At 72.4% G+C, this 23,346-nt stretch carries 25 protein-coding genes; 12 read left to right on the plus strand and 13 right to left on the minus strand.

The window, feature by feature from the left end; genetic code table 11:
* The first annotated feature begins 21 nt into the window (after nucleotides 1-21).
* From xylA to ABZ573_RS18575, 4 genes are all read left to right on the plus strand, one after another.
* A complete protein-coding gene (xylA, locus tag ABZ573_RS18560; protein ID WP_151453299.1) occupies nucleotides 22-1,209 on the plus strand; it encodes a xylose isomerase in 1,188 nt (395 codons plus the stop codon).
* 11 nt (nucleotides 1,210-1,220) lie between these two features.
* Entirely contained in the window at nucleotides 1,221-2,672 is a 1,452-nt protein-coding gene (gene xylB, locus ABZ573_RS18565) for a xylulokinase (protein WP_151453298.1), read from the plus strand.
* A gap of 40 nt (nucleotides 2,673-2,712) precedes the next feature.
* Complete coding sequence (locus ABZ573_RS18570) at nucleotides 2,713-3,816, plus strand: DUF5925 domain-containing protein (protein WP_358119353.1); 1,104 nt, start codon at nucleotides 2,713-2,715, stop codon at nucleotides 3,814-3,816.
* Between the two features lie 62 nt (nucleotides 3,817-3,878).
* Nucleotides 3,879-5,303, plus strand: coding sequence for an MFS transporter (locus ABZ573_RS18575; protein ID WP_358119356.1), 1,425 nt, complete (start codon nucleotides 3,879-3,881; stop codon nucleotides 5,301-5,303).
* Nucleotides 5,304-5,357: 54 nt separating this feature from the next.
* Here ABZ573_RS18575 and ABZ573_RS18580 read toward each other — a convergent pair whose 3' ends face one another.
* From ABZ573_RS18580 to ABZ573_RS18600, 5 genes are all read right to left on the minus strand, one after another.
* Nucleotides 5,358-7,034 (minus strand): glycoside hydrolase family 13 protein, encoded by a 1,677-nt coding sequence (locus ABZ573_RS18580; RefSeq protein ID WP_358119470.1) that lies wholly within the window; start codon nucleotides 7,032-7,034, stop codon nucleotides 5,358-5,360.
* Between the two features lie 59 nt (nucleotides 7,035-7,093).
* Nucleotides 7,094-8,140: a LacI family DNA-binding transcriptional regulator gene (locus tag ABZ573_RS18585; protein ID WP_327029402.1), complete on the minus strand. Its 1,047-nt coding sequence runs from the start codon at nucleotides 8,138-8,140 to the stop codon at nucleotides 7,094-7,096.
* A 60-nt stretch (nucleotides 8,141-8,200) separates the two neighbouring features.
* The gene (locus ABZ573_RS18590) at nucleotides 8,201-9,169 is read right to left on the minus strand and encodes a carbohydrate ABC transporter permease (protein ID WP_327029401.1); all 969 of its coding nucleotides are present in this window, start codon (nucleotides 9,167-9,169) and stop codon (nucleotides 8,201-8,203) included.
* 1 nt (nucleotide 9,170) lies between these two features.
* Complete coding sequence (locus ABZ573_RS18595; protein WP_151453293.1) at nucleotides 9,171-10,220, minus strand: sugar ABC transporter permease; 1,050 nt, start codon at nucleotides 10,218-10,220, stop codon at nucleotides 9,171-9,173.
* Nucleotides 10,221-10,289: 69 nt separating this feature from the next.
* Nucleotides 10,290-11,630: an ABC transporter substrate-binding protein gene (locus ABZ573_RS18600; protein ID WP_151453292.1), complete on the minus strand. Its 1,341-nt coding sequence runs from the start codon at nucleotides 11,628-11,630 to the stop codon at nucleotides 10,290-10,292.
* 247 nt (nucleotides 11,631-11,877) lie between these two features.
* On the opposite strand from ABZ573_RS18600, the gene ABZ573_RS18605 reads away from it, so the two are divergent.
* On the plus strand, nucleotides 11,878-12,657 hold the full coding sequence (locus tag ABZ573_RS18605; protein WP_151453291.1) for a peptidoglycan DD-metalloendopeptidase family protein: 780 nt from the start codon (nucleotides 11,878-11,880) through the stop codon (nucleotides 12,655-12,657).
* Between the two features lie 92 nt (nucleotides 12,658-12,749).
* On the opposite strand, the gene ABZ573_RS18610 is transcribed toward ABZ573_RS18605, so the two are convergent.
* The 5 genes from ABZ573_RS18610 to ABZ573_RS18630 all read right to left on the minus strand — a co-directional run bounded on the left by ABZ573_RS18610 (nucleotide 12,750) and on the right by ABZ573_RS18630 (nucleotide 15,233).
* Nucleotides 12,750-13,244, minus strand: a complete 495-nt coding sequence (locus ABZ573_RS18610) for a TspO/MBR family protein (protein WP_358119363.1) — start codon at nucleotides 13,242-13,244, stop codon at nucleotides 12,750-12,752.
* Nucleotides 13,245-13,402: 158 nt separating this feature from the next.
* The gene (locus ABZ573_RS18615; protein ID WP_007464364.1) at nucleotides 13,403-13,546 is read right to left on the minus strand and encodes a GPGG-motif small membrane protein; all 144 of its coding nucleotides are present in this window, start codon (nucleotides 13,544-13,546) and stop codon (nucleotides 13,403-13,405) included.
* Entirely contained in the window at nucleotides 13,537-14,313 is a 777-nt protein-coding gene (locus ABZ573_RS18620; protein WP_151453289.1) for a metallophosphoesterase, read from the minus strand. Before ABZ573_RS18620 ends, ABZ573_RS18615 begins: the two co-directional genes overlap by 10 nt.
* 9 nt (nucleotides 14,314-14,322) lie before the next feature.
* Complete coding sequence (locus tag ABZ573_RS18625; RefSeq protein ID WP_132239421.1) at nucleotides 14,323-14,598, minus strand: hypothetical protein; 276 nt, start codon at nucleotides 14,596-14,598, stop codon at nucleotides 14,323-14,325.
* Complete coding sequence (locus ABZ573_RS18630; protein WP_132239419.1) at nucleotides 14,595-15,233, minus strand: nucleotidyltransferase; 639 nt, start codon at nucleotides 15,231-15,233, stop codon at nucleotides 14,595-14,597. Before ABZ573_RS18630 ends, ABZ573_RS18625 begins: the two co-directional genes overlap by 4 nt.
* A 101-nt stretch (nucleotides 15,234-15,334) precedes the next feature.
* Between ABZ573_RS18630 and ABZ573_RS18635 the strand changes: the two genes are divergently transcribed.
* From ABZ573_RS18635 to ABZ573_RS18650, 4 genes are all read left to right on the plus strand, one after another.
* Nucleotides 15,335-16,102, plus strand: a complete 768-nt coding sequence (locus ABZ573_RS18635; protein ID WP_358119367.1) for a dTMP kinase — start codon at nucleotides 15,335-15,337, stop codon at nucleotides 16,100-16,102.
* A 281-nt stretch (nucleotides 16,103-16,383) separates the two neighbouring features.
* Entirely contained in the window at nucleotides 16,384-17,298 is a 915-nt protein-coding gene (locus tag ABZ573_RS18640; RefSeq protein WP_151453287.1) for a MurR/RpiR family transcriptional regulator, read from the plus strand.
* Entirely contained in the window at nucleotides 17,295-18,251 is a 957-nt protein-coding gene (locus ABZ573_RS18645; protein ID WP_358119371.1) for an N-acetylmuramic acid 6-phosphate etherase, read from the plus strand. The genes ABZ573_RS18640 and ABZ573_RS18645 overlap by 4 nt, the downstream gene beginning before the upstream one ends.
* A 442-nt stretch (nucleotides 18,252-18,693) precedes the next feature.
* Entirely contained in the window at nucleotides 18,694-19,683 is a 990-nt protein-coding gene (locus ABZ573_RS18650) for a sigma-70 family RNA polymerase sigma factor (RefSeq protein WP_192581293.1), read from the plus strand.
* Nucleotides 19,684-19,752: 69 nt separating this feature from the next.
* Here ABZ573_RS18650 and ABZ573_RS18655 read toward each other — a convergent pair whose 3' ends face one another.
* Nucleotides 19,753-20,727 carry a C40 family peptidase gene (locus ABZ573_RS18655; protein WP_151453284.1) on the minus strand — a complete coding sequence of 325 codons (975 nt, stop codon included), beginning with the start codon at nucleotides 20,725-20,727 and terminating at the stop codon, nucleotides 19,753-19,755.
* Nucleotides 20,728-21,223: 496 nt separating this feature from the next.
* Here ABZ573_RS18655 and ABZ573_RS18660 point away from each other — a divergent pair, with 496 nt between their 5' ends.
* A complete protein-coding gene (locus ABZ573_RS18660; protein WP_358119376.1) occupies nucleotides 21,224-21,748 on the plus strand; it encodes a DUF6232 family protein in 525 nt (174 codons plus the stop codon).
* Between the two features lie 6 nt (nucleotides 21,749-21,754).
* Here ABZ573_RS18660 and ABZ573_RS18665 read toward each other — a convergent pair whose 3' ends face one another.
* Both ABZ573_RS18665 and ABZ573_RS18670 read right to left on the minus strand, forming a co-directional pair.
* Nucleotides 21,755-22,084: a DUF3817 domain-containing protein gene (locus tag ABZ573_RS18665; RefSeq protein ID WP_091628654.1), complete on the minus strand. Its 330-nt coding sequence runs from the start codon at nucleotides 22,082-22,084 to the stop codon at nucleotides 21,755-21,757.
* A 26-nt stretch (nucleotides 22,085-22,110) separates the two neighbouring features.
* Entirely contained in the window at nucleotides 22,111-22,548 is a 438-nt protein-coding gene (locus tag ABZ573_RS18670) for a hypothetical protein (protein ID WP_151453282.1), read from the minus strand.
* 122 nt (nucleotides 22,549-22,670) lie between these two features.
* On the opposite strand from ABZ573_RS18670, the gene ABZ573_RS18675 reads away from it, so the two are divergent.
* Both ABZ573_RS18675 and ABZ573_RS18680 read left to right on the plus strand, forming a co-directional pair.
* On the plus strand, nucleotides 22,671-22,997 hold the full coding sequence (locus ABZ573_RS18675) for a DUF6158 family protein (RefSeq protein ID WP_132239489.1): 327 nt from the start codon (nucleotides 22,671-22,673) through the stop codon (nucleotides 22,995-22,997).
* Entirely contained in the window at nucleotides 22,997-23,317 is a 321-nt protein-coding gene (locus ABZ573_RS18680; protein ID WP_132239403.1) for a hypothetical protein, read from the plus strand. The genes ABZ573_RS18675 and ABZ573_RS18680 overlap by 1 nt, the downstream gene beginning before the upstream one ends.
* Nucleotides 23,318-23,346: the final 29 nt, after the last annotated feature.

Consider the following 23,346-nt stretch of genomic DNA (forward strand, 5'->3'; position numbering starts at 1 on the left):
ACGACACCTCGGAGGTCTGCCATGGCACCCCGTCCCACCCCCGCCGACAAGTTCTCCTTCGGCCTCTGGACGGTGGGCTGGCAGGCCCGCGACCCGTTCGGCGACGCCACCCGCCCCGAGCTGGACCCGGTCGAGGCGGTGCACAGGCTCGCCGAACTCGGCGCGTACGGGATCACGTTCCACGACGACGACCTGGTGCCCTTCGGCGCGGACGCCGCCACCCGCGACCAGCACGTGGCCCGCTTCCGCAAGGCGCTCGACGAGACCGGCCTGGCGGTCCCGATGGTGACCACCAACCTCTTCACCCACCCGGTCTTCAAGGACGGCGGCTTCACCAGCAACGACCGCGACGTCCGGCGCTACGCGCTGCGCAAGGTGCTGCGCAACGTCGACCTCGCCGCCGAGCTGGGCGCCCGCACCTTCGTGATGTGGGGCGGCCGGGAGGGCGCCGAGTACGACCTCGCCAAGGACGTCCGGGCCGCGCTGGACCGCTACCGGGAGGCCGTCGACCTGCTCTGCCAGTACGTCGTCGACTCCGGCTACGACCTGCGCTTCGCCATCGAGCCCAAGCCGAACGAGCCGCGCGGCGACATCCTCCTGCCCACCGTCGGGCACGCCCTGGCCTTCATCTCCACCCTGGCCCGCCCCGAGCTGGTCGGGCTCAACCCGGAGGTGGGGCACGAGCAGATGGCCGGCCTGAACTTCGCCCACGGCATCGCCCAGGCGCTCTGGCAGGGCAAGCTGTTCCACATCGACCTCAACGGCCAGCGCGGCGTCAAGTACGACCAGGACCTCGTCTTCGGCCACGGCGACCTGCTGAACGCGTTCGCCCTGGTCGACCTGCTGGAGCACGGCGGCCCCGGCGGCGGGCCCGCCTACGACGGCCCCCGGCACTTCGACTACAAGCCCTCGCGCACCGAGGACATGACCGGCGTCTGGGCGTCGGCGGCGGCGAACATGCGCACCTACCTGCTGCTCAAGGAACGGGCGGCGGCGTTCCGGGCGGACCCGGAGGTCGCCGAGGCGCTGGCCGCGAGCCGGGTCGCCGACCTGGGCACGCCGACGCTGGCGCCGGGCGAGGGCTACGCCGACCTGCTCGCCGACCGCTCCGCGTTCGAGGAGTTCGACGTCGACGGGGCCGCCGCGAAGGGCTTCGGTTTCGTCCGGCTCAACCAGCTCGCCGTCGAGCACCTGCTCGGCGCCCGCTGAGGCCGCCGGAGATGCCGATCGTCGCGGGGGTCGACTCCTCGACCCAGTCCTGCAAGGTCGTCGTCCGGGACGCGGAGACCGGCGCCCTGCTCCGGCAGGGCCGGGCGCCGCACCCGGACGGCACCGAGGTCGACCCGGCGGCGTGGTGGACCGCGCTGGGCGCGGCGGTCGACGCCGCCGGCGGGCTGGCCGATGTGGCGGCGGTCTCCGTCGCCGGCCAGCAGCACGGCATGGTGTGCCTCGACGAGGCGGGCGACGTGGTCCGGCCGGCGCTGCTGTGGAACGACACCCGTTCCGCCGGGGCCGCCGCCGAGCTGGTCGAGGAGGCCGGCGGCGGGGAGGCCGGCCGCCGCTTCTGGGCCGACGCGGTGGGCAGCGTGCCGGTCGCCAGCTTCACCGTCACCAAGCTGCGCTGGCTGGCCCGGCACGAGCCGGCACACGCGGCCCGGGTGGCGGCGGTCTGCCTGCCGCACGACTGGCTGACCTGGCGGCTGGCGGGCGCGCCGGGCCTGCCGGCGCTGCGCACCGACCGGGGCGACGCCAGCGGCACCGGCTACTGGTCCCCGGCCACCGGCGACTACCGCCTCGACCTGCTGGAGCGGGCGTTCGGCCGGCGCCCGCACGTGCCGACCGTGCTCGGCCCGGCGGAGCCGGCGGGCGCCGTACGCCCCGACGCCCTGCCGGGCCTGCCCGCCGGTGGGGCGGTGCTCGGCCCCGGCACCGGGGACAACGCCGCCGCCGCGCTCGGCGTCGGCGCGGGCCCGGGCGACGTCGTCGTCTCGATCGGCACCTCCGGCACCGTGTTCAGCGTCGCCGACGCCCCGGCCGCCGACCCGAGCGGCACGGTCGCCGGCTTCGCCGACGCCACCGGCCGCTTCCTGCCCCTGGTCTGCACGCTCAACGCCGCGCGGGTGCTCGACGCCGCGGCGGCGATGCTCCGGGTCGACCTGGACGAGCTGGCCCGGCTGGCGCTCTCCGCCCCCGCCGGCGCGGACGGGCTGGTCATGGTGCCCTACCTGGAGGGCGAGCGGACGCCCGACCGGCCACTGGCGTCCGGGGCCGTGCACGGGCTGACCCTGCGCACCTCGACGGCCGCCCACCTGGCGCGCGCCGCCGTCGAGGGGTTGCTCTGCGCCCTCGCCGACGGCCTCGACGCGCTCACCGCCCAGGGCGCCGCCGTGCGCCGGGTGATCCTGGTCGGCGGGGGCGCCCGCTCGGCGGCGGTGCGCCGCATCGCGCCGCAGGTCCTCGGCGTGCCGGTGGTCGTCCCGCCGCCCGGCGAGTACGTCGCCGACGGCGCCGCCCGCCAGGCCGCGTGGGTCGCCCTGGGCGGCGCGGCGCCCCCCACGTGGTCCGTCCACGGCACCGAGGAGTACGCCGCCGCCCCCGTCCCCGCCATCCGGCAGCGGTACGCCGCCGCCCGCGAGCACTTCCTCGACCGGGTCGACGCCGTGGCGGGGTAAAGGACTGTACGGGCGCGCCCCGGCTCGCGATCATCGACGGATGCGAACCACCCCCGAAGCGGACGAGGCGCCCGGCACCGGCATTCCCTCGATGCTCCAGTACGACGACGCGGACACCCCCTGCGACGTCATCGACGCGCTGGTCCTGGCGGACTTCGTCACCGGCCGCCACCCGTGGTCGCACACCGTCCGGCTCTCCCGGGTGCGCCCCGACGCGCCGCTGACCGCCCCGGACGGGCGACTGCTCCGCACGGCGGTGGAGAACCGCCAGCTGTCCCGCCTGCTGGCCGGCGACGGCTGGACGGCCCGGGTGGTCACCTGGAAGGGGCGCGGCGCGGAGGTGACGGTCACGGCGATCTCGGAGGAGGTGGGCCGGCCGGCCCTGGACCGGATCGTCGACGGCGCCGCCGAACCGGAGGATCCGGGCGCCGGCCGGATCGGCTTCTGGCACCAGAACCCCCGCCGGGGCAGCCAGCGCGACGTACGCTCCATCGCCGCGCCGGAGTGGGCGGCGATCCGGCCGAACTACGCCGCCGCGGCACGCGACGCGCTCGACGAGCTGATGGCGACCACCCCGGAGCGCCTCTCCGGCCGGCTGGTGCTGCTGCACGGGGCGCCCGGGACGGGAAAGACCACCGCGCTGCGCGCCCTCGCCCGCCAGTGGCGCGACTGGTGCCAGGTCGACGCCGTGCTCGACCCGGACGTGCTCTTCGCGGACACGGCGTACCTGTCCGAGGTGGCGGTCGGGGACGAGGACGGCGAGCCGGGGACGGGCCGCCGGTGGCGGCTGCTCATCCTGGAGGACTGTGACGAGCTGATCCGGGGCGAGGCGAAGCAGGCCGCCGGGCAGGCCCTGTCCCGGCTGCTCAACCTCACCGACGGGCTGCTCGGGCAGGGGCGCGACGTGCTCGTCGCGATCACCACGAACGAGGACCTGTCCCGGCTGCACCCGGCGGTGGTCCGCCCGGGTCGCTGCCTGGCCCGCATCGAGGTGGGCCCGCTGTCGTACGGGGAGGCGACCGGGTGGCTGGGCACGGCGGCGGGGGTGCCGCCCCAGGGCGCGACCCTCGCCGAGCTGTACGCGCTGCGGGCGGGCACGCCGGCCGCGCCCGCCGCCCCGCCCGCGATCGGCGGCTATCTCTGAGCGCCCCGGCGCGCCCGCGCGTCGTCACCCGCTCGTGACCTGATCCTGGTTGGCTGCCGCACATGACCTTGACCAGGGGCGGGCCGGCGCGGGCCCGGGGCGGGACGCCCACGCACCGGTTCTACAGCGTCGTGGTCTTCGTGCTGCTCGCCTCGCTGGACAACGTGGCGATCGGTCTGGTGCCCCCGCTGTACGGGCCCATCTCCGCCGCCTTCGACGTGCCGCAGCGGCTGCTCGGCCTGGTCACCGCCGTGAGCTTCCTGGCCAGCGCGGTCGCCGCGGTGGGCTGGGCGTACGTGGGCGACCGCGCGAACCGCAAGCCGCTGCTGATGGTCGGCACCCTCATCTGGGCGCTGGGTACGGGCGGCAGCGCGGTCGCGGCGAACTATCCCGCCTTCCTGGCGGCGCAGATCCTGGCGGCGGTCGGCCTGGGTGCGGTCGGGTCGGTCGGCTTCTCGGTCGTCACCGACCTGATCTCGCCCCGCCGCCGGGGGCTGGTGATGAGCTTCTGGGGGCTGTCGCAGGGCGTCGGCACGCTGGCCGGCACGCTGGTCGGCGGGCTCCTCGGGGCCGCCGACTGGCGACGCCCGTTCCTGCTGCTGACCGTGGTCGGCGTCGCGGCGACCGTCGCCTACCTGTTCACCTACGACATCCGGCGCGGGCAGAGCGAGCCGGAGTTGGCCGACGCGCTCGCCACCGGCGCCGAGTACGACTACCGGATCAGCCGGGCGGACCTGCCGAAGATCCTCGGCCGGCGGACGAACCGCTGGCTGATCCTCCAGGGCCTCACCGCCCAGGCTGCCTTCGGGTCGCTGGTCTGGCTGCCGGTGCTCTTCGCCCAGCGGGCCGAGGACCAGGGCTACTCCGCCGCCACCGCCGTGGTCGTGGGCAGCGTCTTCGCCACCCTGTTCCAGCTCGGCGGGGTGCTCTCCATCGTGGGCGGGCTGGTCGGCGACGTGCTGCAACGGCGTACGCCCCGGGGCCGGGCCCTGGTCGCGGCGGTCGGCATCCTCGCGGCGCTGCCGTTCTACCTGGTCCTCTTCTTCGTGCCGGTACGCATCGACGTGCCGGACGGCGCCGGCGCCGGCGCGGTGGTGCGGGCGGTGCTGACCAGCGTGTTCACCGAGCCGACGGTCGGGCTGAGCCTGCTCACCGCCGTCGTGGCGCTGGCGCTCACCTCGGCGAACTCGCCGAACTGGTTCGCCCTGATCGCCGACGTCAACCCGCCCGAGCACCGGGGCACCGTCTACAGCCTCGGCAACCTGGTCAACGGTGTCGGCCGGGCGGCCGGAAACGGGCTGGTGGGGGTGGCCTTCCACGGCCTGCGGGCGGCCTTTCCGCCGCCGCTGAACTACGCCGTCGGGCTGGCGGCCTTCCAGCTCTTCTTCATCCCGACGGGCGTCATGTACTGGCTGGCCTCGCGGACCTCGCCGGGCGACATCGACGACGTCCGGGACCTGCTGCACGACCGCGCCGAACGGCTGTAAGCGAAGGGCACCTTCCCACGCACAGCGTTGGGGAAGGTGCCCCTTGCTCACCCGTCAGGCCGGGCGGACCCAGACCGTCACGTCGGTGGGCACGGCGCCGTCGGCGTCCAGCGGGGCGCTGGCGTGCACCAGCTCGGACCCGGCGGGCAGCGGCACGGCGGCGTCGCCGAAGTTGGTCAGCACGGTCAGCCCCCCGTTGCGGAACGAGAGCACCTCGTCGCCGGAGGCGAGCCACTCCAGCGGGCCCTCGCCGAGCCGGTGCTCGCGGCGCAGCCGCAGCGCCGTCCGGTACAGCTCGTACGTCGAGCCGGGCGTGTCCCGTTGCCGGTCCAGGGCGAACTCCGCCCAGAGCGACGGCTGCGGCAGCCAGCTCGCGTCGGTCGGCCCGAAGCCGTACGAGGGGGCGTCGGCCTCCCACGGGATCGGCACCCGGCAGCCGTCGCGACCCCGCTCGGTGTGACCGCTGCGCGCCCAGGTCGGGTCCTGCCGGGCCTCGTCGGGCATCGTGGTGTGCTCCGGCAGGCCCAGTTCCTCGCCCTGGTAGAGGTAGGCCGAGCCGGGCAGGGCGAGCATCAGCAGGGTGGCCGCCCGGGCCCGGCGCAGGCCGAGCGCGGCGTCCGGCTGCGGGTCGCCGATGCCGATGCCGTTGGGCCGTTTTTCGCCGATCGGCAGCCCCAGCCGGGAGGCGTGCCGGACCACGTCGTGGTTGGAGAGCACCCAGGTGGTCGGGGCGCCGACGGCGTCGGTGGCCTCCAGCGAGCGGGTGATCACCGCGTACTGGGCCGGGGCGGTCCACGCGGCCAGCAGGTACTCGAAGTTGAACGCCTGGTGCATCTCGTCCGGGCGGACGTACCGGGCCAGTCGCTCGGCCGGCTCGACCCACGCCTCGGCGACCAGGACCCGCTCGTCGGGGTAGCCGTCCAGCACGCGCCGCCAGTCCCGGTAGATCTCGTGCACGCCCTCCTGGTCCCACATGGGCGGGCGCGGCTTGTCGATCTCCTGACCGGAGAGGATCTCCTGCGGCTCCTGCCAGTCGGCCAGGTCGGCCTGCTTGATCAGGCCGTGCGCCACGTCGACGCGGAAGCCGTCGACGCCGCGGTCCAGCCAGAACCGGAGCACCTCCAGGAACTCCTCCCGGACCTCGGAGTTGTCCCAGTTGAGGTCGGGCTGACCCGGGTCGAACAGGTGCAGGTACCACTGGCCGGGGTGGCCGTCGGCCCCGGTGACGCGGGTCCAGGCCGGCCCGCCGAAGACGCTCTGCCAGTCGTTCGGGGGCTGCGCGCCGTCCGGCCCCCGGCCGTCACGGAAAACGTAGCGGTCGCGCTCCGGGCTGCCGGGGGCGGCGGCGAGCGCCGCGGCGAACCACTCGTGCGCCGACGACGTGTGGTTGGGCACCAGGTCGACGATGACCCGCAGCCCGCGCGAGTGCGCCCCGGCGATCAGCCGGTCGGCGTCGGCGAGGGTGCCGAAGAGCGGGTCCACGTCCCGGTAGTCGGCCACGTCGTACCCGGCGTCGGCCTGCGGCGACGGGTAGAACGGCGACAGCCAGAGCGCGTCCACGCCCAGTTCCACGAGGTGGTCCAGGCGGGCGGTGATGCCGGGCAGGTCACCGATCCCGTCGCCGTCGGAGTCGGCGAAGGAGCGCGGGTAGACCTGGTAGATGGTGGCCCTGGTCCACCAACCGGTGGCCGGGCCGGCAGGCGTGTCCTGGTGCGTCGGGTTGCTGTTCAGGGCCTTCTCCCGTGTGTCGAGCCGGACGGTCGGATGCTGCCGGGCGTCGCCGGTTCCCGTTAGTGTGCCCGGGGTGGTGCGGTCGATTCACGCACGATCAGCCGAGTGGGCAGGATCACCGGTGATCCCGGCGTGTCGAGGTAGGGGGTGCTCCCCGGCGGCAGGGCCCGGCCGTGCAGCGGGTCGAGCAGGATCCGCGTGGCGAGCCGGCCCTGTTCCGCCGCCGGCTGGGCGATCGTGCTCAGCCCGAGGACGCTGGCCAGGTCGTGGTCGTCGACGCCGATCACGCTGACGTCCTGCGGCACCCGCAGGCCGGCGTCGCGCAGCGCGGTCATCGCCCCCATCGCCATCTCGTCGCAGGCCGCGAAGATGGCCGTCGGCGGGTCGCCGCGCCGGAGCAACTCCTCGGTGGCCCGCGTGCCGCCGCTGATGGTGAACTGTGACTCCACGTCGAGCTCGGGATCGGGGACCAGCCCGGCGTCGCGCAGCGCCTCCCGGTAGCCGCGCCGCCGGTCGAGGTGGGTGGTGTAGGCCAGTTCGTCGTCCGGGTCGCCGGAGATGTGGGCGATCCGCCGGTGCCCCAGGTCGAGCAGGTGCCGGGTGGCGGTCCGCGCGACGCCCACGTCGTCGATGCGTACGCAGGGCCAGCCGGGCACCACCGTGCCGGAGCTGATGGTCACCCCGGGCAGCTTCAGCTTCGTCAGGGCGGTCAGGTCGGCGGGCCGCAGCGGCGTGGCGACCAGCATGATCGCGTCGACGCGCTTGTGCAGGTTGGCGGTGCGCAGCACCCGCTGACGGATCTGCTCCCGCCCGCCGAGGTTGTAGAGCAGCAGGTCGTAGCCCGACTGCTGGAGGATGTCCTCGACCGCCTCGACGACGGTGCCGAAGAACCACCGGGTGATGCGGGGGACCACGACGGCGACCGTGCCGGTGCGTCCGCCGGCCAGCCGCGAGGCGCTCGGCGAGACGGCGTACTCCAGTTGCTCGGCCGCCGCGAGCACCCGGCGCCGGGTCGCGGCCGAGACCGTCGGCAGCCCTCGCAGCGCCCGGGACACGGTGGCGGTGGAGACCCCGGCCAGGCGTGCGACATCATCGATCCTCGTCACGCTACCCCCCGCTCCGTGCAGCTCCGCCGCCGCCGGGTCACCGGCGGCGGCGGAGACGCCTCAGCCCTTGACGCTGCCGGCGAGCAGGCCGCGCACGAAGTAGCGCTGGAGGGACAGGAAGACGATCAGCGGTACGACGATCGAGACGAACGCGCCGGCGGTGAGCCGCTGCCACTCGTTGCCCCGGGTGCCGGCCATCTCGGCCAGCCGGACGGTGAGCGGGGCGGTCTCGTCGCCGCCACCGGCGAAGATCAGCGCGACCAGCAGGTCGTTCCAGACCCAGAGGAACTGGAAGATGCCGATCGCGGCCAGCGCCGGGGTGATCAGCGGCAGCACGATGCTGCGGAAGATCTTCGGGTGGGTGGCCCCGTCGACCCGGGCCGACTCCATCAGCTCTCCGGGCAGCTGCGACATGAAGTTGTGCAGCAGGAAGACGGCGAACGGCAGCGCGAAGCAGGTGTGCGCGAACCACACCTGCGCGAACTTCTGTTCGTCGACCAGGTCCCAGGCCGGCAGGATGGTGACCCCGCCGACGGTGACGCCGGTGGAAAAGAACTTCAGCAGCGGCACCAGGGCCATCTGCAACGGCACGATCTGCAACGCGAAGATCGCGACGTAGAGCCAGTCCCGGCCCCGGAAGTTGATCCAGGCGAGCGCGTACGCGGCCAGGGCCGCGAAGGCGATCGGGAAGAGCACCGACGGGATGGTGATCGCCAGCGAGTTGATGAAGTAGCTGGCGAGCTGCCCGGACGACGAGGAGCGCCCGAACAGCACCTCCTGGTAGTTCTCGAGGGTGAACGACGGGCTGGTGAAGAAGTTCCACCACCCGCTGCTCTTGATCTCGTCCTCCGGCCGGATCGAGGAGACGAACAGGCCGAAGGTGGGGATGGTCCAGAACACCGCGATGACGATCGAGACGACGGTCGCGGTACGGCTGTTCAGCCGCCTGCGGACCCGCCCGGCGGTGCTGGTGCCCCGGCCGCCGGTCTTCTGGGTGCCGGCGGCGACGGTGGGCGTCGCGGTGGTCATCTCAGCCCTCCCGCTGCTGACGGATGTTGCGGATCTGGTAGATCACGATCGGGATCACCAGGACGAACAGGAACACCGCCAGCGCCGAGCCCTGCCCGTTCTCGCCGTAGCGGAACGCCTGGTTGTACATCTCGTTGGCGATCACGCTGGTGTCGTAGTTGCCGTTGGTGGACGTCCGGACGATGTCGAAGACCTTGAGGGTGGCGATCGACAGCGTCACCACGACCACGATCAGCGCCGGCCGGATGCTCGGCATGGTGATCTGCCAGAACATCTGCCACGGGGTGACCCCGTCGAGCCGGGCGGCCTCCACGATGTCGGCGGGGATCGCCTTGATCGCGGCGGAGAGCACCACCATCGCGAAACCGGCCTGGATCCAGACCATGATCACGATCAGCAGCAGCGTGTTCAGCGGTGAGTCGAGCAGCCACTGCTTCGGCTCGCCACCGAGGCTGACCACGATCTGGTTGAGCAGACCAATCTGCTCCTGCCCGTCGCCCCGGTAGGCGTAGACGAACTTCCAGATGATGCTGGCGCCGACGAAGGAGATCGCCATCGGCAGGAAGATCAGCGACTTGGCGACCGCCTCGAACCGGGCCTTGTCCACCAGCACGGCGTAGACCAGGCCGAACGTGGTGGCCACCAGCGGGACGAGGAGCACCCAGATCAGAGTGTTGAGCAACACCCGGACGATGGAGTCCTCGGAGAACATCCAGCCGTAGTTGCGCAGCCCTACCCAGTCGTTGCTGCCCTGGTCCATGAACGACAGCAGCACGGTGCGGACGGCCGGGACCACCAGCCCGATGGCGAGCAGCAGCAGCGTGGGTAGCAGGAAGAAAAGCGCGAAGACACCCTCGCGCGGCTTGCGCCGGCGGGGGATCGGGGCGCCGCTCGCGGAGGCAGCGACGAGCTGCGCCTCCCGGCGGCGGGCGAACCAGGCCGGCACCACGTCGAGGAGCAGGAGCAGACCGCCCACCACCGCGACGAAGGCGACCAGCCCGTACATCAGCATGAGGAACTTCGGCTGTTCCGCAGCGAAGTCGAACTCCATCGACCCTCCCAGGTCCTTGACCGGCCGGTGGGCCGGCCCGCGTCCCCGCGGACCGGCCCACCGGTCAGATCACTTCCAGCCGCTCTCCACGTCCCGGAGCACGGTCGCGGTGTCCTTACCGTTGATCCACTGCACCATGGCCTTCCAGAACGTCCCGGAGCCGACGGCCGCCGGCATCAGGTCCGAGCCGTCGAAGCGGAAGACGCTGGACTTGTCCTGGAGGATCTGCACGGAGAGCTTGTCGACGGGGTTGGGGACGTTGGCCAGGTCGAGCTTGTTGTTGGCCGACACCCAGTCGCCGATCTTGGCGCGGCTGTTGGTGTACTCGCCGGACGCGAGGTAGGTCTGCACGGCCTGGACCTCGGGGCGGTCGTTGAAGGCCGCGACGAACTCGCCGCCGCCCAGCACCGGCTTGCCCTTGCTGGCGTCGATCGCCGGGAAGTAGAAGGCGAAGACGTCGCCGTCCTCGGCCACCTTGGTGCCCTCCGGCCAGTTGTTGGCGTAGAAGGACGCCTGCCGGTGCAGCGCGCACTTGCCCGTGGTGATCGGCACGCCGGCCTCCTGGAAGGAGGTGGTGGCGATGCTCTTCACGCCGCCGAAGCCGCCGTTGACGTACTTCTCGTTCTTGAGGATGGTGCCGGCCTTGTCGAGGGCCTCGGCGACCTTCGGGTCGTTGAACGGGATGCCGTGGGTCACCCACTGGTCGTAGACCTCGGGGGTCTGCGTCCGCAGCATCAGGTCCTCGATCCAGTCGGTGGCCGGCCAGCCGGTGGCCTCACCCGACTCGATGCCGGCGCACCACGGCTTGGTGCCGGTGGCGGCGATCTGGTCGCTGAGCTTGATCAGCTCGTCCCAGCTGGTCGGGACCGTCCAGCCCTTCTCCTTGAAGGTCTTCGGCGAGTACCACACGAAGGACTTCACGTTGGAGCCGAGCGGGGCGCCGTAGAACTGGCCGTTGACGGTGCTGTACTTCAGCCAGTCGGCCGGGTAGTTCTCCTCGGCCATCTTCTTCGTCTCGGCGCCGACCGGCTTGAGCTTGCCCGAGTCGACGAACCGCTTGAGCAGACCCGGCTGCGGGATGAACGCGAGGTCGGGGGCGTTGCCGCCGTCGACCAGGACGTTGAGCTGCGCCTCGAACTCGCCGCTGCCCTCGTGGTCGATCTTGATGCCGGTGCAGTCCTCGAACTGCTTCCAGGACTCCGCGAGGCGGTCGGCCTCGATCTCCCGGATCGACGAGTAGATCTTGACCTTCTTGCCGTCGATGTCGCCGTACTTCTCGTATGCGGCGCACTCCGCGGAGCCCGCGGTGTCGCTCTTCTTGTCGTCGCCGGTGCCGCAGGCGGTGGCGCTCAGCGCCAGCCCCAGCACGCCGGCGATCGCGAGAGCCTGGCGTGATCTGGCAAACGCCATGCCGTTCTCCTTCCTTGCCGGCGCGTCAGGGATCGAACCCGCGCCGGTCCGATGGGCGTCACCACATGTAAGCGCTTGCATCTGGCCTGGTCCACCCCTATCCGGACACGAGCGAGTAACAATCCGGAAACCCGTAAACCCCCTGTTGGGCACGCTCCCACACGGGAATTCGACCCCTTTCCATCGATGTCATTTTCTGACACTCTGGAGGTCAGTGATCGAAGGATTTCGACATAGGAGGTGTTGGATGGGCAAGCGCTGGTTGGGCCTGCTGGCGGCCGGTCTGCTGGCTGTGGGCGCGCTGGTCGTCCCGGCGGCCCCGGCGATGGCGGCCCCCACGTTCAAGGTCCCGTTCCCGTGCGGGCAGTCCTGGTCCGGTCAGACCCGGACCAACCACAGCCCGGCGTACTCGCTCGACTTCAACCGCACCGACGACCTCGGTGACGCGGTGGTGGCGAGCGCGCCCGGCACCGTCGACCGGGTCACGGATCTCGGCGGCACCAGTTACGGAAAGTACGTCCGGATCAGCCACGCGGGTGGTTACCACACCTACTACGCCCACCTGAACGGCTTCAACGTCTCCGTGGGCCAGGCGGTCGGCTACGGCAAGGTCATCGGCTGGGTCGGCAGCACCGGCGGCTCCACCGGCCCGCACCTGCACTACGAGCAGCGGCTCAACGGCGCCGACATCCAGGTGCGGTTCAACGGCGCGCTCGCCCTCTACTGGGGCACGAAGAACTACTCCAGCGACAACGGCTGCGGCAGCAGCGCCGGCTCCGGCACGGTCAACACCACCAGCGGGATCGCGCTGACCGTGCGGTCCGGCCCCGGCACCGGCTACGCCGCCGTCGGCACGGTCGCCGACGGCGCCCGGGTGACCATCCAGTGCCAGACCAGCGGCACCAGCGTCACCGGCACCTACGGCACCAGCACGATCTGGGACCGGATCGGCTCCGGCCGCTTCATCTCCGACTCCTACGTCTACACCGGCTCCGACGGCTACATCCCCGGCGTACCCCGCTGCTGAACGGGTGACGGGGCCCCGGCTGCGCGCCGGGGCCCCGTTCCGTCGTCGTGTGCTCCGTCGCCCGGCTCAGCTGTTCCGGCGCCAGATGGCGCTCAGCTGTTCAGGCGCCAGATCGTGAAGTTGAGGGCGGCCGCGAAGGTGACCCACGCCCAGTAGGGCAGCATCAGCAGGGTCGCCGGGCGGGACACCTTGCGGAAGAGCGCGACCGTCACGCCGATCGCCACCCACATCAGCAGGATCTCGGCGAACGCCAGCCCGTAGCGGCCGGCGCCGAAGAAGAGCGGCGTCCAGACGGCGTTGAGCACCAGCTGGGCGATCCACGCCCAGAGGGCCGGGCCGAAGCCGACCCGCCGCCAGACCAGCCAGCCGGCCACCGCGATCATCGCGTAGAGAAGGCTCCAGACCGGTCCGAAGAGCCAGGACGGGGGAGCCCAGGCGGGCTGTTCGAGGCTCGCGTACTCGGCCGAGGTGCCCTGCACGCCGAGCCCGCCGATCGCCGCGGCGACGAACACCGCCGCCCCGAAGCCGAGCAGCGCCCACCACTGCCGGGCCCCGCCGGTCCGTTCCGCGCTCCTGGACATCTCCATGGTCGGGATATGTCCGCTGAAGGTGGACGGTAAACCCGCGGTCACCCTCCGGCCGGCACGACACCGGGGTCGTCGTGTCCGGATGCTCCTGTCGGGAGGACGGAGTTCCGGTCACGACGACCCCGGTGGGTCCTGAACGGCGGCCTGTAGCCGCCTCGTCAATTGAAGATGCTCACACCACCCGGCCCGACGAGCAGGCCGACCACGATGAGGACGATGCCCCACAGGATCTGCCGCCGGAACAGCGCGAGGATGCCGGCGACCACGAGTACGACTGCGAGAATCCAGAGAATCAGCTCCATGTTTGCTGAATACCCGACCCGCCGACGCCGGAAACCTGTGCGTGATCGAGGTGGTCGCCCAGGTGGAAGACGCTGTACGCCTGCTTGATCACGGGGTGGGCGACGTTACGGACGCGTACCCCGCCGGGCGTGGTGCCCCGCTCGGAGCCGGCGTGCGCGTGCCCGTGCAGGGCCAGCGCGGTCGGCGCCGAGTCGATCGCCTGCCCGAGCTGGTACGAGCCCAGGAACGGGTAGATCTCCAGCGGCTCACCGGCGAGCGTGTCGGGCACCGGCGCGTAGTGGGTCAGCGCCACCAGCACGTCGCACTCCAGTCCCCGCAGGGCGGCGGACAGGGCGTCCGCGCTCTGGGTGGTGGTCCGGACGAACGCCTTCATCTCCGGCTCGCCGAAGTCGCTGGCGCAGCGGCCGGCGAACCCCCCGCCGAACCCCTTCACCCCGGCCACACCCAGCCGGCCGCCGGCGCAGTCCAGCACGACGCCGTCGCCCTCCAGCACGGTGATCCCGGCGTCCTCGAGCACCTTGACCACCTGCGGCACCTGGTCGCACTGGTGGTCGTGATTGCCCAGCACGGTCACCACCGGCACGCCCAGCCCGCCGAACTCGGTGGCCACGCACCGGGCCTCCGACTCCGTCCCGTGCCGGGTCAGGTCGCCGGCGAGCAACAGCACGTCGGCGTGCTCGGGCAGCTCGTCCAGTGCCGGCCGGAACCGGCCGACCACGTCCTCGTCCAGATGCACGTCGCCCACGGCGGCGATCCGGATCACCATGGAACCTCCTCAGGGCAGTTGCTCGATCTCCGTGGGCGCCTGCGCGCGGATCACCCCGATGTCGCTGGTGACCGGCACGTCGGGGAAGCGTTCGGCCACCCGGCGCAGGATCTCCTCGCGCCGGTGCGGGCTCTCGACCTCGCCGTAGAGCACGAGGCCGCGCTCGCGGCGGACCACGGTGATCCCCTGCTCGGCCACGTCCGGGTCCTCGGCGAGCAGCCGGTGGATCTCCGCCTCGACGTACTCGTCGGGCGGTCCGGTGGCGACGTCGCGGTGCTCGGTCACGGTGTCCCCTCTCCCTCGCCGGTGCCGGAGTGCGGCACCACTTCCAGCCGGTCCAGCAGCACCAGGAACGCCTCCGCGTACGGGGAGTGCTGCGTCTCCTTGCGTACCCGTTCCCAGTCGATCTGCTCCCGCAGGGAACGGGCCAGCGGCAGGCCCCGGGCGAAGTCGCAGTAGTGCTGCGAGAAGCTCAGCAGCTTGTGCACCATGAGCTGGCTGGCCGAGAGCACCGGCATGTGGATCGCGTCGACCGGCCGCACGACCGTGTCGGCGAACGTCTCCTCCGTGACCGGCGTCTCGATCGGCCGGTGGATCAGGTCCACCATCCGACCGTCGTCGAACACCTTGACCAGCCAGTCCTCGGGCGGCCGCTCGGCGGTGAAGCCCGCCGCGACCAGCGCCTCGAGGGACCGTTCCACGTCGACCTCCCGGATGAGGAAGTCGACGTCGTGGTCGCTGGAGTGACCGCCGTGGGCGTACACCGCGAAGCTGCCCCCGAGCGCGAAGGGAATCTCTTCCTGCTTGAGCACGGCGGCGACCTTCTTCAACGTGTGCACCAGGCTCTCGTCCCCGCGCTCTGCCATTGGCGTCTCCCGTCGATGGTGGTGGGCGGCTGATCCAACTCCGGTACCCGGCATCCCGGCGGGCCACACCTGGCAGGTGGCACGGTCGGGGTCAACCGGGAGGACACGGCACAAATCTCCGGGTACGCGAGCGTGGGTCGGATAGCCTGTGCAGAGTGTCCAGATCACCGGGGGCGCGGCGCGGCAGGGCCCGATTGCGCGCCGTCGCCCTGATCGGCATCGACGGCTCGGGCAAGACCACCCAGGCGCACCGGCTCGCCGACGCGCTCACCGCGGCGGGCCGCCCCGCCACCTACCACCGCAACGCCGGCGGGCGGCGCTGGCTGGGCCGCCTCGCGCACCGCCTCGGCCGTCCGGACGCACAGCGCCTCGTCGGGCGCAGCGGCATGCTGGCGGTGGAGTCCGTGCTCCGCTGGCTGGCGATCGCCCTCGCCCTGCTCAGCTGCCTGGCCACCGGCCGGGTCGCGGTGATGGACCGCTACTCCGCCTGCCAGTACGCGAGCATCCGGGCGCACGGGGGCCAGCGCTGGGAGCGGCTGGCCCGCGCCGGCTACCGGATGTTCCCGCGACCGCAGCTGACCTTCCTGCTGACCGTCGATCCCGCCGAGGCGTACCGGCGGATCGAGCAGCGCGGCACCGACCACGAGAGCATGCGCTACCTGACCGCCGCCGACACCGCGTACCGGACCCTGCCGGAGTATCCGACCTTCGTCGTGGTGGACGCCGGGCGCCCGCCGGAGGAGGTCTCCCGGCTGATCCAGGCCCACCTGGCGGGCTGGCTGGCGTCGTCCGCCGACGGTCGCGACGGCCGGCCGACCGACGATCGCGACGGCCGGGCGCCCTACGGGCGGGACGTGCGGTCCGCCGTCGTGCCCGCGCCGCCGGGCGCGGAACCGGTCGCGATCGGCCGGCTGAGCGCCTGAGCCGACGGACCTCCGGCCGGCTGCCCGGGATCCGGCCTCGTGACGGGGCGCCGCGGGAGGCGGCGTGATGGCATCGTCCGTACGGGGCCGAGTGCGGGCCGGCGGCGACCGGGCGGCCTCTCCACGCAGGTCCGGCGGGGGAGGCGACCTCCTCCGTGGAATGGCACGCTGGGCGGTACGGATGGCACGCTGGACGAAACGGCGTGTCCGGGCGGGCGGTACTTTCCTCAATACGCGCAGTCATGGTTGACGCTCACGCCTCGTGAAAGTAAGTTTCATCCGTGGCGAAGAGTCCGAAGATTTCTGCGAGTCACGAGCCGGGTGGGCTTATCGTCCACATCAGCGGCCTGCTCCCGTCGTTGTCGCCGGCCGAGCAGCGGGTCGCCCGGCTGGTGGTCGCCGACCCGGCCGCCGCCTCGCGTCGGACCATCACCGACCTCGCCACCGCCGCCGAGACATCCGAGGCGACCGTCATCCGGTTCTGCCGATCGGTCGGCATGGACGGCTACCCGCAGCTGCGGATCCGGCTCGCCGCCGAGGCCGCCCGCCGGATCGAGCCGCCCGACGCGCGGGTCGTCGGCGGCGACATCCCGCCCGGGGCGGACCTCGCCCAGATCATCGCGACCATCGCCTTCAACGACGCGCGGGCCGTCGAGGAGACGGCCGAGCAGCTCGACCCGGCGATCTGCGAGCAGGTCGTCGACGCCATCGCGGGCGCCGGCAGGATCGACGTCTACGGGGCGGGCGCCAGCGGCTTCGTCGCCTCGGACTTCCAGCAGAAGCTGCACCGCATCGGCCGCACCGCCTTCTACTTCCCGGACGTGCACACCGCGCTGACGTCGGCCGCGCTGCTCGGGCGGGGCGACGTCGCGGTCGGCATCTCGCACACCGGCACCACCTCCGACGTGATCGAGGTGCTGGAACAGGCGCGGGCCCGGGGGGCGGCCACGGTGGCGCTCACCAACTTCCCCCGGTCGCCGATCACCGAGGTGGCCGACTTCGTGCTCACCACGGCCGCCCGCGAGACCACCTACCGCTCGGGCGCGATGGCGAGCCGGCTGGCCCAGCTCACCGTCGTCGACTGCCTCTTCGTCGGGGTGGCCGCGCGCAACCGGTCCCGGGCCAGGAAGGCCCTCGAAGCGACAGCCGAGGCGGTCCGGTCGCACCGGGTCGGCCCGGGACGGAGGCGGGCATGACGGCGGGCGCGGTGGAACCCCACGAGGTGACGACCCCGGTGACGGCCCGGCCGGTGATCCGGGTCGGCGCGCCGACGGAGCGGCGCAACCCGCTCAGCGCGGACCTCGACCTCATGTCGACCCGGGACGTGCTCACGGTCATCAACGAGGCGGACCGGCGGGTGCCCGGCGCCGTCGCGGCCGTCCTCGACGAGATCGCGGCGACGGTGGACCTGGCGGTGACCGCCCTGCGCGGCGGGCACCGGGTGCACTACTTCGGCGCCGGCACCTCCGGCCGGCTCGGCGTGCTCGACGCCGCCGAGCTGGCGCCCACCTTCAACTCGCCCCGGCACTGGTTCTGCGCCCACATCGCGGGCGGGCCGGAGGCCATGTGGCGGGCGGTCGAGGACGCCGAGGACGACGACCGGGGCGGTGCGGCGGAGGCCGCCGACTGCGTACGGGCCGGGGACCTGGTGGTCGGGCTCGCCGCCAGCGGACGCACACCGTACGTCCTGGGGGCGCTCGCCGCGTCGAGTGCCAAGGGGGCCTCGACCGTGCTGCTCTGTGCCAACCCGGAGGCGCAGGCCGCCCGGTCGGTGGACGTCTTCATCGGGGTGGACACCGGACCGGAGGTCGTCACCGGGTCGACCCGGATGAAGGCGGGCACCGCGCAGAAGCTGGTGCTGAACACGTTCTCCACGGCCGTGATGGTTCGGCTGGGCCGGGTCTACTCGAACCTCATGATCGACATGGTCGCCACCAACGCCAAGCTCCGGGGCCGGATGATCTCGATCCTGATCGAGGCGACAGGCTGCTCGGAGGAGATCTGCCGGCGAGCCCTGAACGAGGCCGACGGGGACATGAAGGTGGCGCTGGTCTCGCTCGTCTCCGGGGTGGAGGTGTCCGCCGCGCGGGCCGCCCTCTCCCGCTCCGCCGACCAGGTCCGCGGCGCCCTGGCCCTGCTCGCCTCCTGAGCCGACCCCACACCCTGCCCTCGCCGCAGCTGCCCTGCGATCCCCGTCACGTACGGGCACGGGTCCGCGGTGCGGATTGTTCACCGGGGGGTGGGGTATTACCACGGGCGTGGATGAACCGACCGGTCCACCCGTGCGTGACTCCGCAGTGACCAGGATCGCAGCCCGACGGTGACCCGGGTCGCTGCGTCTGCGGGCGGGGCGGTGCTGCCATGGACCGGGACACGGCGACACGTCGATCCGCCGCCCCTGGCGTGGTGCCCATCGGAGAGCCGCCACCCGGGGTGCTGACAGCAAACATGGACCGCGCTCTCAGCGGATTATCAGGCATTCGTGACACTTTCGACTCACGACATGGAATCCCCGGCGCGTCTCAACTGTTGTGTAGGTGTCAGCACCGGTGGGCACAGCGGGTTACGGGGGAGGGCTGATGGACGTGGGGATGGCAAGGAACCGGGCAACCGGCGCGAGCGAGGGGACCGTGGGCAACGTGGACAAGAACATCGGCATGCGAACCGACGAGGTTGCCGAGGAGCGCGACCTGGTCGGCGTCTACCTTCACGAGATCTCCCGGACGCCACTGCTGGACGCCGCCAAGGAGGTCGACCTCTCCAAGGCCATCGAGGCCGGCCTCTACGCCGAGCACCTGCTCGGTGCGGACCGCGTCCCCGCCGGCGCCGACCGGGACGACCTGGAGCGGCTGGTCGCCGAGGGCGAGCGGGCCAAGGACCTGTTCATCCGGGCCAACCTGCGACTGGTCGTGTCGATCGCCCGCCGCTACGTGCGTTCGGGCATGCCCATGCTGGATCTGATCCAGGAGGGCAACACCGGCCTGGTGCGGGCGGTCGAGAAGTTCGACTACGTGCGCGGCTACAAGTTCTCCACCTACGCGACCTGGTGGATCCGCCAGGCGATCAGCCGGGCGATCGCTCAGCAGGAGCGCACCGTGCGACTGCCGGTGCACCTGGTCGAGGACGTCAACCGGATGCGCAACGTGGCCCGGCAGCTCACCCGTGAGCTGGGCAGCGACCCGGAGCCGGAGCAGATCGCGGCGTCCCTCGGGGTCACCGTGGAGCGGGTCAACGAGTTGGTCCGCTGGTCGCAGGACACCGTCTCGCTGGACACCCCGGTGGGCGACGACGGCGACACCAACCTCGGTGACCTGGTCGCCGACAGCGACGCGCCGTCGCCGGAGGAGATCGTCCTGACGGGGCTGGAGCGGCAGCGGATCGAGGGTCTGCTCAACCACCTCGACGACCGTTCGGCCGGCATCATGCGGGCCCGCTACGGGCTCGAGGACGGCCGGGAGCACTCCCTCACCGAGGTGGCCTCGCGGTTCTCGCTCTCCCGGGAGCGGATCCGGCAGCTGGAGATCCAGGCGCTCGGTCGGCTCCGCGAGCTGGCCCGGGCCGAGGGCCTACAGGCGGCCTGAGCAGGGTAGGAACAACGCGAACGGCCGGCGTCCGATAGGGGGACGCCGGCCGTTCGCGTTGCGGGTGGGTCAGCGGACCCGACCGTAGCCCTGGATGGGCATCAGGTTCATGCCCCGTTTGAGCACGTTGCGCCCGGCGCTCGGCGCGTCGATCACCTGACCACCGCCGACGTAGAGGCCCACGTGCCCGAGCCCGCTGTAGAAGACGAGGTCGCCGGGGCGCAGTTCGCTGCGGCTGATGTGGGCCACCGCGCCCCACTGCATCCGGGTGTTGTGCGGCAGTGACTTGCCGGCCGCCCGCCAGGCCGCCGAGGTCAGGCCCGAGCAGTCGTAGCCGTTCGGCCCGTCGGCGCCCCAGACGTAGGGCTTGCCGAGCGCGCCGTACGCGTACCGCACCGCGACGCCGGCCTTGCCGGAGACCGTCGGCGCCTCCTTCGCGCTGTCGGACCGGGCGGCCGGCTTCTCGGTGGCCCGGCCGTACGCCTGCCGGCGCAGCTCGTAGAGCTCGGCCAGGTCGCCCTCGATCCGCTTCTTCGTGGCGGTCATCTCGCGGGCCTGCGCCGCCTGCCGGCCCAGCGTGACCTCCAGCCGGGTCTTCTCGTCGAGCAGCCGGCGCTGGTTGCCCGTGAAGTTCGAGATCTTCGCCTGCCGCTGCCGCGTGAGCTGGTCGAGCATGCTCAGCCGGTCGAGCAGGGTGTCGGCGCCGCCGGGACGCAGCAGCGCCTCCGCGGTGCTCAGGTTGTTGCCGGTCTTGTACGCGGTCACCGCCATCTCGCCGACGTCCGCCCGGCTCCGTTCGGTCTCCTGCTCCAGCGGACCGATGCGGCTCTGTACCCGCGCGACGGCGGCCTGGTTGGTCTTGATCTCCTCCCGGAGCTTGTTGTACGCCTCGACGACGTGCTCCAGCTGGGAGGAGGAATTCTCGATCCGCCGGGTCAGCTCGGCGGGGGACGGTTCGGCCCGGGCGGGTATCGCCGGGGCGAGCAGCGTGGCCGACACCACGGCGACCGCCAGGGCGCGCAGCGTGTTCCTGAGGGACGACAAGAGCGGAAGGCTCCTCTCCCATCGGCCGCCGCGGGCTGCTGACGCCCCCGACGGCACCGGGCCGGTGCCGTCCGGGTGGACGGCGTTCGACCGGGCCGACCGGGACAACCTATCCCGGGGCAGGAGTGATGCGCAGTTGAAGCAGGGTCGAATGTTGGCCGAGTGACGGAAATTGTGGATCACGACGGGTGCGGCGCGTGATCGACTCCTCCGGCTCGCCGCGGCGGGCGACGGCTATTGTCGGCGATCGGGCGATCCGTGCCGTTCGTCGTTGTCGGCGTATGCCGTCGGAACGTGAGCCGTTATGACCGACAAGACCGACATGGCGGTCGGAACCGGCGGGCCACCCGACCGCAGCCCTCGGACGCGAGCCGAAATCGCCGTCCGGGCTGGCACGTGCGCCACACAATGAAGCGCGCAGCCGGGAATCCCGTCGACCGGCGATGCGAGACCGTCGACGGGAGCCGACCCGGCACCAGCCGCGGGAGGTAGAACCGTGAACCCTCAAGGCGCCACCCGACAGACGCGGTCATCGCGGACGACCGCGCAGAAGAACACCCTCCTCTACGCCCGACCCGGGATCATCGTGACGGTCGACCGCTTCACCGTCGGCCGCAACAGCTGGCAGGTCACCGAGCTGACCCACCTGCAGACCGGCCGCGGCCCGCACGACCGCGTCGCCGTACGGGCCGTCCTGGTCACCGGCGCCATGATCGGCGGCGTCGGCCTGCTGCTCGGCTTCACCGGCGGGCTGCAACGGCTCACCGCGGGGGCGTACCTCGTCCTGGGCCTGGTGTTCCTGCTGCCGGTGCTGGTCGCGCTGGTGGGGGACCGGTGGCGGCCGCCCGCGTACGAGCTGTGGGGCCGGTGCCGGGGCGACCGGGTGCTGCTGTTCAGCAGCGACGACGAGCGGCAGTTCGGCCAGGTCACCCGGGCCCTGCGCCGGGCCCGGGAGATGAACCGGTACGGCGGCTGGGAGGACCCGCTCGCCTCGGTCGACCCGTGGCGGCCCGCCCGGTGACCGGCGTCAGCCGGCGACCGGCTCCGGGGTGCGCTCGGACTGTTCCGCCGTCACCCAGGAGCTGACCCGGCGCTCCGCGTAGAAGGAGACGAACGGCACCGTGCCGGCCAGCATCACCAGGACCATCCGCTTCAGCGGCCAGCCGGCCCGGCGGGACAGGTCGAAGGCGGCCACCAGATAGAGCATGTAGAGGAAGCCGTGCGCCTGGCCCACGGTCTCCACCAGGATCGGGTCGTCGAAGCCGTACTTCATCGGCATGCCGATCACGACCAGCAGGATCAGCGCCACGCCGACGATCCAGGCGATGACTCGGTACCGGGTCAGGGCTGCGCCCACCGTCGTCCGTCCTTTCGCGTCCGGCCTCAGCCGGGGTAGTCACCGGGCTTGGCACCCGGGTTGTCGTTCAGCCATTGCAGGTAGTGGTTGTAGGCGACGAGGTCGCCGTCCTCGCCGCCGCCGGCAGCCGCGGACCCGCGGGCGACCCGCACGGGTCGGCGTACGACCGGGCGCGTCGCGGCGGCCTGCGGGGCGTCGGCCGGTCGCGTCCCGGCGGCGCTCGACGTTTCTCCCTGCGCGTCGGCCGGCGCCGCCGGCCCGCGCAGGGTGTGCCGGACCTCACGCCACCAGACGAAGACCACGAAGCCCGCGAAGATCGGCCACTCGACCGCGTAGCCCCAGCTGATCGCGTTGCCGGCGGCGGCCCGACTGACCTGCCACCAGCCCAGCGCCAGGAAACCGGTGACGAGCACGACCATGGCCACGTGGCGCGCGATCCACGCCGGGGTCCAGAGCCGTTTCATGGCATCGAGAGTACCGGGGGCCGCCGGGGTCTCCGACGCGGCGTCGTAGGTGCGGGTGGGGTTTGGTGCCTGCCGGTGTGGGCATCCGTCTAGACGCGAGCCCAAACCAGAGCAGGGGGTCGATCATGACGGGATCGGTACGGCAGGACGACTTCGGCAGCCCGGAGCAGCGGATGCCCGAGTGGGACGGCGACCATGTCCACGACAGGGCCTCCGGCGAGGCGGATCCGCCCGACGGCGAGCTGCTCGGCGTCGACCCCGCCGAGCTGGCCGACGAGGACCTGATCCGGGAGATGCACAGCCTGCACCGGACCCGCCTGGACACCCTGCGCCACGCGGCGGACTCCGCGCTCGCCAACCACCTGCGGCGCACCGCCGAGCTGGAGACCGAGTACCTCGCCCGGCACCCCGGCCGCGAGGTCGACCCGAGCCGGCTGCGGGACGCCTGATGGCGTCCGCCGAGCGCGGGATGTCCGCGCCGCCGGAGGTCGTGTTCAACACCGCCACCGACCCCGCGCGGGCGTCGGCGTGGCTGCCCGAGCCGCTGCGGGCCGACGGCAGCCCGGCGGACGAGGTCAGCGCCGAGGAACTGCGGGCCCGCTGGAGCGCCGCCGAGGACTGGTCGGCGGAGATCCTGGTGGAGCCCGCCCAGGCCGGTGGCGCCCGGATGCGGCTCGACCTCACCGGCGGGCCGGACGCCGAGCGGCTGGCCGACGAGGCGCTGGACAGTCTCGCCCGCGAGGTGGCCGACAACCTGCAGGCCGGCTGAGCCGGACCGCACCCGAGAGGATCGAGGAG

Source organism: Micromonospora sp. NPDC007220 (assembly GCF_040634035.1).
In the GTDB taxonomy this organism is placed as follows: domain Bacteria; phylum Actinomycetota; class Actinomycetes; order Mycobacteriales; family Micromonosporaceae; genus Micromonospora; species Micromonospora reichwaldensis.

Coding starts and splice junctions, on each gene's coding strand:
- xylB (WP_151453298.1), top strand. CDS start 1,221: ATGCCGATCGTCGCGGGGGTCGACTCCTCGACCCAGTCCTGCAAGGTC.
- ABZ573_RS18645 (WP_358119371.1), top strand. CDS start 17,295: ATGACGGCGGGCGCGGTGGAACCCCACGAGGTGACGACCCCGGTGACG.
- ABZ573_RS18620 (WP_151453289.1), bottom strand. CDS start 14,313: ATGGTGATCCGGATCGCCGCCGTGGGCGACGTGCATCTGGACGAGGAC.
- ABZ573_RS18605 (WP_151453291.1), top strand. CDS start 11,878: ATGGGCAAGCGCTGGTTGGGCCTGCTGGCGGCCGGTCTGCTGGCTGTG.
- ABZ573_RS18575 (WP_358119356.1), top strand. CDS start 3,879: ATGACCTTGACCAGGGGCGGGCCGGCGCGGGCCCGGGGCGGGACGCCC.
- xylA (WP_151453299.1), top strand. CDS start 22: ATGGCACCCCGTCCCACCCCCGCCGACAAGTTCTCCTTCGGCCTCTGG.
- ABZ573_RS18600 (WP_151453292.1), bottom strand. CDS start 11,630: ATGGCGTTTGCCAGATCACGCCAGGCTCTCGCGATCGCCGGCGTGCTG.
- ABZ573_RS18670 (WP_151453282.1), bottom strand. CDS start 22,548: ATGAAACGGCTCTGGACCCCGGCGTGGATCGCGCGCCACGTGGCCATG.
- ABZ573_RS18615 (WP_007464364.1), bottom strand. CDS start 13,546: ATGGAGCTGATTCTCTGGATTCTCGCAGTCGTACTCGTGGTCGCCGGC.
- ABZ573_RS18570 (WP_358119353.1), top strand. CDS start 2,713: ATGCGAACCACCCCCGAAGCGGACGAGGCGCCCGGCACCGGCATTCCC.
- ABZ573_RS18650 (WP_192581293.1), top strand. CDS start 18,694: ATGGCAAGGAACCGGGCAACCGGCGCGAGCGAGGGGACCGTGGGCAAC.
- ABZ573_RS18610 (WP_358119363.1), bottom strand. CDS start 13,244: ATGGAGATGTCCAGGAGCGCGGAACGGACCGGCGGGGCCCGGCAGTGG.
- ABZ573_RS18595 (WP_151453293.1), bottom strand. CDS start 10,220: ATGGAGTTCGACTTCGCTGCGGAACAGCCGAAGTTCCTCATGCTGATG.
- ABZ573_RS18680 (WP_132239403.1), top strand. CDS start 22,997: ATGGCGTCCGCCGAGCGCGGGATGTCCGCGCCGCCGGAGGTCGTGTTC.
- ABZ573_RS18590 (WP_327029401.1), bottom strand. CDS start 9,169: ATGACCACCGCGACGCCCACCGTCGCCGCCGGCACCCAGAAGACCGGC.
- ABZ573_RS18630 (WP_132239419.1), bottom strand. CDS start 15,233: ATGCCGGGTACCGGAGTTGGATCAGCCGCCCACCACCATCGACGGGAG.